General features: G+C 73.5%; 13 protein-coding genes. 2 read left to right on the forward strand and 11 right to left on the reverse strand.

The window, feature by feature from the left end; all coding sequences use genetic code 11:
- Both PLP61_RS10540 and PLP61_RS10545 read right to left on the reverse strand, forming a co-directional pair.
- Positions 1-1,974, reverse strand: a 1,974-nt coding sequence (locus PLP61_RS10540) for a winged helix-turn-helix domain-containing protein (protein ID WP_502889025.1), incomplete at its 3' end; no start/stop codon positions are given.
- Between the two features lie 66 nt (positions 1,975-2,040).
- Positions 2,041-2,250 (reverse strand): DUF8691 family protein, encoded by a 210-nt coding sequence (locus PLP61_RS10545; RefSeq protein WP_324502670.1) that lies wholly within the window; start codon positions 2,248-2,250, stop codon positions 2,041-2,043.
- 123 nt (positions 2,251-2,373) lie between these two features.
- Here PLP61_RS10545 and PLP61_RS10550 point away from each other — a divergent pair, with 123 nt between their 5' ends.
- Positions 2,374-3,030: a class I SAM-dependent methyltransferase gene (locus tag PLP61_RS10550; protein ID WP_324502671.1), complete on the forward strand. Its 657-nt coding sequence runs from the start codon at positions 2,374-2,376 to the stop codon at positions 3,028-3,030.
- 21 nt (positions 3,031-3,051) lie between these two features.
- Here PLP61_RS10550 and PLP61_RS10555 read toward each other — a convergent pair whose 3' ends face one another.
- The 9 genes from PLP61_RS10555 to PLP61_RS10595 all read right to left on the reverse strand — a co-directional run bounded on the left by PLP61_RS10555 (position 3,052) and on the right by PLP61_RS10595 (position 10,923).
- The gene (locus PLP61_RS10555; protein WP_324502672.1) at positions 3,052-3,273 is read right to left on the reverse strand and encodes a hypothetical protein; all 222 of its coding nucleotides are present in this window, start codon (positions 3,271-3,273) and stop codon (positions 3,052-3,054) included.
- A 250-nt stretch (positions 3,274-3,523) separates the two neighbouring features.
- Positions 3,524-4,387: a bifunctional DNA-formamidopyrimidine glycosylase/DNA-(apurinic or apyrimidinic site) lyase gene (gene mutM, locus PLP61_RS10560; protein WP_324502681.1), complete on the reverse strand. Its 864-nt coding sequence runs from the start codon at positions 4,385-4,387 to the stop codon at positions 3,524-3,526.
- 1 nt (position 4,388) lies between these two features.
- Positions 4,389-5,042: a ribonuclease III gene (rnc, locus tag PLP61_RS10565; RefSeq protein ID WP_324502673.1), complete on the reverse strand. Its 654-nt coding sequence runs from the start codon at positions 5,040-5,042 to the stop codon at positions 4,389-4,391.
- Positions 5,043-5,100: 58 nt separating this feature from the next.
- On the reverse strand, positions 5,101-5,286 hold the full coding sequence (gene rpmF / locus PLP61_RS10570) for a 50S ribosomal protein L32 (RefSeq protein WP_324502674.1): 186 nt from the start codon (positions 5,284-5,286) through the stop codon (positions 5,101-5,103).
- 15 nt (positions 5,287-5,301) lie between these two features.
- A complete protein-coding gene (locus PLP61_RS10575) occupies positions 5,302-5,823 on the reverse strand; it encodes a YceD family protein (protein WP_324502675.1) in 522 nt (173 codons plus the stop codon).
- Between the two features lie 113 nt (positions 5,824-5,936).
- On the reverse strand, positions 5,937-6,434 hold the full coding sequence (gene coaD / locus PLP61_RS10580) for a pantetheine-phosphate adenylyltransferase (protein WP_324502676.1): 498 nt from the start codon (positions 6,432-6,434) through the stop codon (positions 5,937-5,939).
- A 2-nt stretch (positions 6,435-6,436) separates the two neighbouring features.
- Positions 6,437-7,027, reverse strand: a complete 591-nt coding sequence (gene rsmD, locus PLP61_RS10585) for a 16S rRNA (guanine(966)-N(2))-methyltransferase RsmD (protein ID WP_324502677.1) — start codon at positions 7,025-7,027, stop codon at positions 6,437-6,439.
- Entirely contained in the window at positions 7,024-9,264 is a 2,241-nt protein-coding gene (locus PLP61_RS10590) for an ATP-dependent DNA helicase RecG (RefSeq protein WP_324502678.1), read from the reverse strand. The genes rsmD and PLP61_RS10590 overlap by 4 nt, the downstream gene beginning before the upstream one ends.
- An 18-nt stretch (positions 9,265-9,282) precedes the next feature.
- Complete coding sequence (locus tag PLP61_RS10595) at positions 9,283-10,923, reverse strand: DAK2 domain-containing protein (RefSeq protein ID WP_324502679.1); 1,641 nt, start codon at positions 10,921-10,923, stop codon at positions 9,283-9,285.
- 194 nt (positions 10,924-11,117) lie between these two features.
- On the opposite strand from PLP61_RS10595, the gene rpmB reads away from it, so the two are divergent.
- Positions 11,118-11,303, forward strand: a complete 186-nt coding sequence (gene rpmB, locus PLP61_RS10600; RefSeq protein ID WP_324502680.1) for a 50S ribosomal protein L28 — start codon at positions 11,118-11,120, stop codon at positions 11,301-11,303.
- Positions 11,304-11,335: the final 32 nt, after the last annotated feature.

Genomic DNA, 11,335 nt, shown 5'->3' on the forward strand with positions numbered 1-11,335 from the left:
GCGGGCGAGCGCCGGCGCCTCGAGGGGTGCCTCGGCGGGTGTCGCGAGCAGCTCCAGCGCCTGGGCGGGCCCCTCCTGGAGCGCGGCCAGCCGGGCCGCGATCAGCCGTTGGAGGTCGTGGTTGACCACGCTCGACGGGCGCAGCCGGTTCTGCAGGTCGGCGTGCGCGAGGGCCCGGGCGGCCGGCTCCAGCTCGAGCCGGTCGAGGTGGGCCAACGCCGCAGCCAGGTGGGCGTGCGTCATCGCCCAGTGCGTGGGGACGATGATCGACCCGGCCGACTTCAGGGCGGCCTCGGCGAGGCGCAGCGCCTCGCCCGGCTGCCCCAGCCAGGCCTTGGCCAGGGCCAGTGTCCCGAGCGCGTAGATCCGCCAGATCGGGTAGGTGCCGCCAGGCAGCGTCAAGAGGTGCTCGAGGGTGGCCGCGGCGGTGGGCACCTCGCCTCGCAGCAGCTCTGCGACCCCGGACGCGTAGGTGGCCATGGCCTGGACCGAGTCGAGCCCACCCAGACCCAGGAAGTCCACCACCCGGCTCTCGCCGACCTCGGGGAGCGCGGCCAGCACCCGTGCGGCGACCGCGAGCACCGTCTCCGGGGGCAGGCCCCGGAACACCATGAACGCGAACAGCGTGTCGATCGCCACCCGCTCACCGGGCGCGAGGTCCCCACGGCGCAGCAGGTGCCGGTAGGTCTCGGCCGCAGCCTCGGACTGGTCGGCCGCCATCTGGGCGGCCATCAGGTTGATGCCGAGCCGCACCGACGGCGCGGGGTCGGCGTCGTGGACCGCGGACAGCCACCTGACCAAGGTCGCGCACTCACCACGGTGGAACAGCAGGTGGCCCGACGTCGCGATCACGTCGAGGGCCCGCGCGTGCTCCCCCGCAGCCAGCAGCTGGTCGATGCCCTCCTCCAGGTTCCCGTGCCTGAGCAGCCAGTCACCGGCTCGGGCCCGCAGCGGCGCCGCCGCCTCGGGCTGCTCGACGCGCAACCGGTAGCGGAGGAGGTCGGCGAAGAGGTGGTGGTACCGGAACACCTCGCCGGAGCGGTCGAGCGGGATCAGGAACAGGGAGCGCTGGTCGAGCTCGGCGAGCAGCCTGCGGGCGTTGCCGTGGCCCGTCACGGCGTCGCACACGTCGGCGGAGAGCCACTCGAGCACGGAGGTCTCGAGCAGGAAGCGGCGGACCTCGGGCTCCTGCTGCTCGATCACCTCCTCCAGCAGGTAGTCGGCGACCAGCCGGTCGCTGCCGGCGAAGTTCTGGACGGCACAGGCCACGTCGGGGACGTTCTGCAGCGAGATGGCCGCGAGCTGGAGCCCGGCCACCCACCCGTCGGTCCGGTCCAGCAGCCGCTCCACGTCGGCGTCGGTCAGCTCCCGTTCGGACACGCCGACCAGCAGCTCCCTGGCCTCCGCGGCGTCCAGGGCCAGGTCGGCGCCGCGCAGCTCGACCAGCCGACCGGTGAGCCTCAGGTCCCGCACCGGCCAGCCGAGATCACGGCGAGTCGTCACCAGGGCGCGGGTGGAGTCCGGAAGGGCGGTGAGGATCCGGCCGAGGTCGTCTCGCACCGATCGGTTGGTGAGCAGGTGCGCGTCCTCGACCACGAGCACGAGGTCGCCGGTGAGCCGGTCGAGCGCCGCGAGCAGGTCCGTGACGAAGGTGTCACCGAACGTGGCACCACCACTGACGACCCGCCCGGCCAGCTCCGCGGGGAGCTCGGGTGCCGCCTCCCTGAGCGCCGCGAGCAGGTCGCGGGCCAGCACCACGGCGTCGTCGTGGTGGGCCTCGACGGTCAGCGCCGCCACCCGCTGGTGGGCTCGCCCTCGCATCCACCCGCCGACCAGAACCGACTTGCCCGACCCGGCGGAGGCGACCAGCAGCCCCAGCCCCCCCGGCGGGACCCGGTCCAGCCGAGCCTCGAGACGAGGGCGCTTCACCAGGATCCGGGGCAGCGGGTGACGAAGGACCCGGCGGGATGCCATGGGGGACATCATTCCACCGCCGCGGCAGAGCCGGTGATCCCGCTCGCGTCGGGGTGTCGAGCCTGCTCACTGCGGGGCGTCGACCCGGTGCACCTCGCAGATCTCCACGTGCAGGTCCTGCAGGCAGCCGAGCACACCGGTGAGGGCGACCTGGTCGACGACCTCGCCCACCAGGCACGAGCGTCCCGGCGGGGCGGGCCGGGTCTGGAACCCCTCCAGGGCAGCGGTCACCAGCGGGCCCACCTGGCCCTCCACGGTGATCTCGTACCTGGTCATCCGGTGCCCTCCGCTCCCCTGCCCAGGGTCGACCGAGGACCCTGGTCGACGCATCACCCCGGGGGGATGAACCCGCCGTGGGACACCTCGGTCAGGACCCGCGGCGCGTGGCACCATGCCGGGATGAGCGAAGTCCCTCCGACCGCTGGTCGGGCCCCGGCGTCGGGCGCCGGACCGCGACCCCGGTGGTTCGACCACCGCACCCCGCGGCAGCGGCACGAGTACGCCTACCGGTTCGTGCGGATCGCCGAGCGCGGGGAGGACATCGACGGTGAGGCCCGGTTCGTCGACGCCCTCGCCGACCGCCGTTCGCGGATCCTGGACGCCGGCTGCGGCACCGGGCGGGTGGCCGCCGCACTGGCGCGCGCCGGTCACCACGCCGTCGGGGTGGACGTCGACCCCACGCTGGTCGGGAAGGGGCGGGAGTTCTACCCGGGGCTCCCGCTGGCGACCCTGGACCTCTGGCACCTCTCGCCCGCCGGTCTGGGCGGGCTCGGTCTCCCCACCGCGTACGACGTGGTGGTGTGCGCGGGCAACGTCATGCTGTTCCTGGCCGAGGGGACCGAGGCCCAGGTGCTGCGCGGGCTGGACTCCGTGCTGCGCCCGGGCGGGCGCGCAGCCTTCGGCTTCTTCACCGGCCGCGACTACGACCACGACGACCTGGACCGCGACGCGGCGTCGGTCGGCTGGGTCCGCGAGCACCGCTTCGCGACCTGGCAGCTCGACCCGTTCACCGACGACAGCGACTGGGCGGTGAGCGTCTACCGCTCCGGCTCGTGACCGCAGGGAGCGCCGACAGTCTCAGCCGGCGGGGACCATCGCGTCGGACTCCAGCGTGCCGGAGTCGTCGAGGTCGAGCAGCGCCTCTGCCCGCGCGGCCAGCAGGGCGTCGTTCTCCGCCTGCAGACGCAGGACGAGAGCCTCGAGCTCGCCGACGCGTGCCCGGAGCCGGGCGTTGTCGCCGGCAAGTCGGGCGGGAGTACGCAGGTCGCTGGTCATGTAGCCGATCAGCGCCTTGGCCATGGGCCCTCCGGGGTCTGGTGGATGTGCCCGATCCGGGCTGCCCGAACTGGGCTGCCTTCAAGAGTCCCACCGAAGCCCTCCGGGGTCAAACCGACCTCGTGACTCACGGGACCCAGCCACGACACCGCTTCGAGCGGGCGCGCGCCCCTTTCCGTCTGCCGCGGGGTTGTGGTCGTCAGCGGGCCCGATTGGGGGGCCAGGAGCGACCACAACCCCGCGGCAGTGGGGGAAGAGACCCGGCCACGAGGGCTCAGCGGGGAGTGGGCTCCGGGCCGCGACGTGGGGGGCGCTGGCAGCCGGGACAGTAGTACGACGAGCGGTTCATGAACGCCACCCGGCGGATCGCCGTGCCACAGCGGTCGCAGGGGGACCCCTCGCGACCGTAGGCGTGCAGCGAGCGGTCGAAGTAGCCGGACTGCCCGTTGACGTTGACGTAGAGCGCGTCGAAGGAGGTCCCGCCCTCGGCGAGCGCCTCGGCCATCACCGCGCGCGCCTGGCCCAGCACCTCCAGCGCCTGACCGCGGCTCAGGCGCGTCCCCGGGCGGTCGCCGTGCACCCCGGCCCGCCACAGCGCCTCGTCGGCGTAGATGTTCCCGATCCCGCTGACCAGTGTCTGGTCCAGCAGCAGCCGCTTGATCCCCGAGGTACGCCGGCGCACACGGCGCGCCACCTCGACCTGGTCGAACTCCGGGTCGAGCGGGTCCCGCGCGATGTGGGCGATCTCGGCGGGCAGGTCGGCACCCCCAGGGGAGACCAGCAGCCCGCCGAACATCCGCTGGTCGACGAAGCGCAGCTCGAGAGGACGGTCCAGGCCGAACCGGATGCGGAGGTGCCGCTCGTCCGGGGCGCCGGGGGGCCGCACCAGCATCTGTCCGCTCATGCCGAGGTGCCCGAGGAGCGCGTCACCGTTGTCCAGACCCAGCCACCAGTACTTCCCGCGACGGCGCACCGTGTCGATGCGGCGCCCTCTGAGCGCGGCCGCGAAGCCGGCCGGGCCGCCCGGGTCGCGCCGCACCGGGCGCGGGTGCAGCACCTCGACGACGGTGATCGTGGCGTGCCGCACGTGACGCTCCAGGCCGGCGCGGACGACCTCGACCTCGGGGAGCTCGGGCACCTCAGGCGTCGCCGGCGAAGCCGGCATGAATCTCGCCGTAGGCGGTCTCGGCGGCCCCCTGCTCGGCCTCCTTCTTGGAGCGGCCCGTCCCCCGGCCGTAGAGGGCGTCGCCGATCCGGACCTGGGCGGTGAAGACCTTCTGGTGGTCCGGGCCGTCGTCCTCGATGACGTACTCGGGGACCCCCAGGCTGTGGTGGGCGGTGAGCTCCTGCAGCGAGGTCTTCCAGTCCAGGCCGGCCCCCATGTCGGCGGCCGCCTCCATCAGCGGGTCGAAGAGACGGTGCACCACGGCCGAGGACGCCTCGAGGCCGCCACTGAGGTGGACCGCCCCGATCAGCGCCTCGACGGTGTCGGAGAGGATCGAGGCCTTCTCCCGACCACCGGTCGTCTCCTCCCCCCGGCCCAGCTTGATGGCGTGGCCCAGGTCGATGGCCACCGCCACCTCAGCCAGCGCCCGGGCGTTCACCACCGCCGCACGGAGCTTGGCCAGCCGTCCCTCGGAGAGGTCGGGGTGGGTGCGGTAGAGGGTCTCGGTGACCACCACGCCGAGGACGGAGTCGCCCAGGAACTCCAGCCGCTCGTTGGTGGCCAGCCCACCGTTCTCGTAGGCGTAGGAGCGGTGCGTCAGTGCACGGTCCAGCAGCTCGGCGTCCAACGGAGGGTCACCGAGCGCTCTGCGGAGCGCCTCGTGGTCGATCAGCGGACCGCGCGGGTCAGAGGACCTGGCGGCGGCTGGAGCGGGCGCCGTACTGGCCGCACTCACCGCACGCCCGGTGCGGGAGGTGCTTGGCGCCGCAGGCCGGGTTCGCGCACGTCACCAGGGACGGCGCGACAGCCTTCCACTGCGAGCGACGGTGACGCGTGTTGCTGCGCGACATCTTCCGCTTCGGGACAGCCACTGTTCTCTCCTTCGATCAGTCCTGGTCCTGCTCGAACGCCGCCAGCGTGGCCCAGCGCGGGTCGACCGCCGCCTCGTGTGCGTGGTCCGGGTCGTCCGCGAGCCGGGCGCCGCACTCGGCGCACAGCCCGGGACAGTCGTCCTCGCACAGCGGCTGGAACGGCAGCTCGAGCACCACCGCGTCCCGCAGCAGGGGCTCGAGGTCGAGCAGGTCGCCCTCGAGCCGGCGGACATCGTCGTCGGGGTCGCCCCCGTGGTGCTGGTCGCGGTCGTCGTACATGAACAGCTCCTGGAACGACACGGTCACCTCGTCGGTGACCGGCGCCAGGCACCTCACGCACTCGCCCTCGAGCCCGGCTCTCGCCGTTCCCGTGACCAGCACCCCCTCCATGACCGCCTCGAGACGCAGGTCCAGCTCGACCCGCGACCCCGCGGGGACATGGAGGACTTCGATACCCAGATCCGCCGGCGCCGGCACCGAGAGTGACACCAGACGCTGGGACCCCGGGCGGCGGCCGAGCTCGCGGGTGTCGAGCACGAGCGGCGCTCTCGGGTCCAAGCTGCTCAGGAGTTCACTTCCGGTGTGCGGGCACAACAGATCGGGGGAATCCTAGCCGCCGTGGCCGCGCGGCGGCAAAACCGCGCCCGGCCTCAGCCGGAGGAGGTACGCCGCTCGGCGAGGCGCCGGACGAGCCGGTCGTTCACGAAGTCCGGGACCAGCCGGGACACGTCGCCGCCGAAGGACGCCACCTCCTTGACCAGCGAGGAGGCCAGGAAGGAGTACTCCGGGGCCGTGGGGACGAACACGGTCTCCAGCCCGGGCGCCAGACTGGCGTTCATCTGCGCCATCTGCAGCTCGTAGTCGAAGTCGCTGACCGCCCGCAGCCCCTTGACGATGGCGGTGATGTCGTGCTCGCGGCAGAAGTCGGTGAGCAGCCCACCGAAGCCGGCGACCCGCACGTTGGGGTACGGCGTGCACGCCTCGCGGAGCATCTCCATGCGCTCCTCGGGCGTGAACAGCCTGTTCTTGGAGGCGTTGACCCCCGTGGCGACCACGACCTCGTCGAAGAGCCGGGAGGCACGCGAGACGATGTCGAGGTGACCGTTGGTCACCGGGTCGAAGGATCCGGGGCAGACGGCGCGGCGCACGGTCACTCCTCAGGGCTGGGGGCGTCGATCCGGGGGCTCGCGTGACCGTACCAAAGCATGGTCTCGCCGTAGCTGCGCGACCGGTCCGGCCGAAACCCCTCCGGCCAGGGCAGCGCCGGCCCGCGGGCGGAGCGCTCCACCACCACCAGCGCTCCCGGGACCAGCCACTGGTGGTCGCGCAGCGCCTCCAGGGTGGCCACGACCGCCGGGTCCGGCAGCGGGTAGGGCGGGTCGAGGAAGACCACGTCGTACGGCGCCTGCGGCGGTCTCGCCACGACGGACGCGACCGGAGCGGTGACCACCTGGGCCCTCGTGCAGCCGATCGCCGCGGCGTTGGCGCTGATCAGGGCCGCGGTGCGACGGTCCTGCTCGACCAGCGTGACCACCCCTGCGCCACGCGACCACGCCTCGAGGCCGACCGCGCCGGACCCGGCGAAGAGGTCCAGGAAGCGCAGGCCTGCGAGCGAGCCGCACCACGACTCCACCGCGGAGAACAGCGCCTCGCGGACCCGGTCGCTGGTCGGCCTGGTGCGCGTGCCGCGGGGCACGGTGAGGCGACGTCCGCGGGCGGAGCCGGCGATGATGCGGGTCATGACTTCTCCATGAAGGCAGACTCCACCGACCGGGCGAGCTCGTCCACCGCGCGAGCGAGGTCGGGGGTGCCGGCCAGCGTCGGGTCGGCCGCCAGCAGCGCCTCCGCCTCCTGGCGCGCCGCCAGGATGGTGTCCTCGTCGCGCAGCACCCGCAGGTTCTGCAGCGAGCTGCGGAACCCGGACTGCGAGGCGCCCAGCACGTCGCCCTCCCGGCGCAGCTCGAGGTCGGTCCGGGACAGCGCGAAACCGTCGGTGGTGGCCGCCACGGCCTCCAGGCGCTCACGGGACGGGGTTCCCGGCGCGGCCCGGGTGACCAGGAGGCACAGCCCCGGGTGGCCACCGCGGCCGACCCGGCCGCGGATCTGGTGGAGCTGGGAGATCCCGAACCGGTCGGCGTCCAGGACCACCATCATCGTGGCGTTGGCGACGTCGACGCCCACCTCGATCACGGTCGTGGACACCAGCACGTCCACGGCTCCCTCCGCGAAGGCGCGCATGGTGGAGTCCTTCTCCTCCGTTGCGAGCCGCCCGTGCAGGGCAGCTACGCGCAGCCCGCTCAGCGGACCCGCCGCGAGCTGGCCGACGACCTCCTCGACCGCGGCCAGGCTGCCGGGCTCGGCCGTGACGACGGCGCCCTCGGCGTCGACGTCGACCACGTCGGTCTCGCCCTGCTCGGGCTCGTCGCCGGCGATGCGCGGGCACACGACGTACACCTGGCGGCCACGCTCGACCTCCTCGCGCACCCGGGCCCAGACCCGCTCCAGCCAGCCCGGCTGCTCCAGCAGCGGCACGACCGTGGTCTGGATGGGCGCGCGCCCGGCGGGAAGCTCGGTGAGGGTGGAGATCTCCAGGTCGCCGAAGACGGTCATCGCCACCGTCCGTGGGATCGGCGTCGCGGTCATCACCAGCAGGTGCGGCGGGCTGCCCGCCTTGTCGGTGAGCGCCGCCCGCTGCTCCACGCCGAAGCGGTGCTGCTCGTCGACGACGACGAGGCCGAGGTCGGCGAAGGAGACGTGCTCCTGGAGCAGCGCGTGCGTGCCCACGACGAGACCGGCCTCCCCGGAGGCGAGGTCGAGCAGCGCTCGGGCCCGCTGGGCCCGCGGCTGCGACCCGGTGAGCAGGGCCACCGTGGTGCCCTGCTCGGCCCCGCCGAGCATGCCACCCTGGGCGAGGTCGCCGAGCAGGGCCAGGATGGAGCGGTGGTGCTGCTGGGCCAGCACCTCCGTGGGTGCCAGCAGCGCCGCCTGGCCGCCCGAGTCGACCACCCGCAGCATGGCGCGCAGGGCCACCACCGTCTTGCCCGAGCCCACCTCCCCCTGGAGCAGCCGGTTCATCGGGCGGTCGCGGGCCAGCTCGGTCATCAGCACCTCGCTCACCTCATGTTGCCCGTCGGTGAGCGTGAAGGGGAGCCGCGCGTCGAACGCGGCCAGCAGGCCACCTCCGCCGACCCGGGCGAGCGCCCCTTCTGCGCTGAGCTCGGCCCGGCGCCGCGCCAGCACGAGCTGGGTGACCAGCGCCTCCTCGAACCGGTAGTAGCGCTGCGCGTCGGCCACCTGGGCGCGGGTGTCAGGGCCGTGGACCCAGTCCAGGGCGGTCCGTGGGTCCGGCAGCCGGTGGCGCCGGCGTACCTCCTGCGGGACGATCTCGGGCAGCTCCTCGACCACGGTGCGGGCGAAGGCGATGGGGCGCTGCAGGTCGCTGGAGTCCAGGCCCTTGGTGAGCGGGTAGAGCGGGTAGAGCCCGCGGATGCTGTCCAGGAGCAGCCGGGTCTGGGGGTCGTCGGCGTCGGTGCCGGCGAAGACGACCGTGGTGGGGTTGGTGAGCTGCCACTCCCCGCGGAACCTGCTCACCCTGCCCGTGAAGGCGCCGTGCCTGCCGACGGGCAGCCGCTCGGCGTGCCACTGCGCGACGCTGCGCTTCTTGGAGAAGAACGTCATCCGGAGCGCCGGCCCATCCGTGGCCAGGACGGTCTCCTGGCGGAAGGCCGCCCGGTTCGTCCTCCGGTCGCGGTACTCCACGACCGTGCTGTCGGTGATCCGCCCGATCACGGTGAGCACCTGCCCCTCGACGAGCTCGTCCACCCGGGTCAGCTCGCCGGTGTCGAGGTAACGGCGGGGGAAGTGGCGCAGCAGGTCGCCGACCGTGCGCAGCCCGAGGCCCTCGGTGATCGCCTTCTCCTTTGCGCGGCTGGCGGCCCCGCCGAGGACCGCGGTCACCGGGGAGTCGAGGGAGATCATCGTGCGTCCTCCTCCCGGCTACTCCACCGACATCAGGAGCGGGTAGCGCTCCTGGCCACCGTCGTACACCACGGCGTCGACATGCGGGTACCGCTCCTCGATGTACGCCGCGCAGCGGGCGGCCAGCCGCTCGGTGTCCTGGGCCCCCGACACCAGCGTCGCGAGCTCGCCCCCGCCGCCGAGCAGCCGGTCGACGATCTCGCGGGCCACGGCGTACTGGTCGTCCCCGACGACCACGAAGTCGCCGCCGATGACCCCGAGCACGTCGCCGGGCTCGCAGGGGCCGGCCATGGTCATCGCCTCCCTCACCGCCACCGTCACCGCGCCGTGCCGGGCATGGCGGGCGGTGGCGGTCATCTCGGTGACGTCGTGCTCGAAGCGCCGGCCCGGCTCGTGCACCGCGATCGCGGCCAGGCCCTGCACCTGGGTCTGGGTGTTGATCACGGCGACTCGTACCCCGTGGTCCTCCTCCGCGGTGCGCGCGGCGATCTCGGCCACGCGGAAGGAGTCGGGGTCGTTGGGCAGCACGATCACCTCCGCGGCGCCGCTGGCGGTGATCGCCTCCAGGATCATCCCGGTGGACGGGCGCTTGGCCGGACCGCCGCCGACCACCGTCCCGCCGGCCCCCGAGAACAGGGCGGAGAGCCCCGGGCCGGCGGCCACCGCGACGACCGCCCGTCCCTTGGGCGGCACCTTCGCCCGGGCCGCGGCCACCTGCTCGGCGAAGTGGGTGACCCTGATCCGGTAGGGCCGGCCGGCGACGATCCCCGCCTCGATCGCCGCGCCGACGTCGTCGACGTGGATGTGCACGTTCCACAGGCCGGACCCGCCGACCACCACCAGGGAGTCACCCAGCCCGCCGAGGGTGGACCGGAGCGCGGGCAGGGCGTGCTCGGGGGCGTCGAGGAGGTACATCACCTCGTAGGCCGGACCGTCGGAGGTGAGGTCGTGGCCGTCCGCCGGGACAGGGATGGTGTGCCGTCCCATCGTCGTCGCGACCGGCGGGGGCCGCCGCCCGGTCAGCACGGTCTCGGCGGCGTCGAGGATCACGCTCAAGCCGCGCCCGCCCGCGTCGACCACCCCCGCGTCCGCCAGGGTCTGGAGCTGCTCGGGGGTGTGCAGCAGCGCCTCACGCGCCGACTCGGCGGCTGCTGTGAACAGTCCCCTGGTCCGCGCACGAGGACTCGCGACGTACGCGACGGCCGCGTCTGAGGCGGCCCGGGCGACGGTGAGGATGGTGCCCTCGACGGGCACCCCGACGGCGGCGTACGACGCGTCGGTGGCCTGTGCCATGGCGTCCGCGATCACCTGCGCCGTGGACTCGCCGCCGGTCGGGGTGGAGACCCGCCGGGCGAAGGCCCGCAGCATCTGGCTGAGGATGACCCCGGAGTTGCCGCGCGCCCCGAGCAGCGCGCCGCGCGCGAACGCCCCGAGCGCGGTGTCCAGCGGCACGTCCGGGTCGGCGTCGACGACCTCGCGGATGGCGTCGCGCGCCGCGGAGACGGTCAGGAACATGTTGGTCCCGGTGTCACCGTCGGGCACCGGGTAGACGTTGAGGGCGTCGATCTCCTCCCGGGCGGCGCTGAGCGCATCGGTGGCGGCGTCCACGAACCTCAGCACGACGCTCAGCTCGACGCCGCCGCCGGGGGGTGTCTGCATGGGGTGGCCGCTCCTGGGGCTGCGGGGCGTGACCTCGGTCACGGCAGGGGTGAGGCCCACAGGGTAGTGGCTGGGCTTCGATTTCCTCGCCGGTGGGGGCGTCGGATACTCTTGGGCGGTTGTCCACCCGGCCGGCCACTCGTCCGTGCCGCGGAGGGCGAACCTCAGACCTCGAACGTATTCAGGAGTGCACGGTGGCTGCCGTCTGTGACATCTGCGCGAAGAAGCCCACCTTCGGCAACAACCGACCCTGGTCGCGCAAGATCACCAAGCGTCGTTTCGACCCCAACATCCAGCGCGTCCGGGCCACCGTCAACGGCACCCCGAAGCGGCTCAACGTGTGCACCGGCTGCCTCAAGGCCGGCAAGGTCACCCGCTGACCCAGGGCGTCCCCCCGCTGACCCAGGGCGTC

It is taken from the genome of Nocardioides sp., from assembly GCF_035429765.1.
Classification (GTDB): Bacteria; Actinomycetota; Actinomycetes; order Propionibacteriales; family Nocardioidaceae; genus Nocardioides.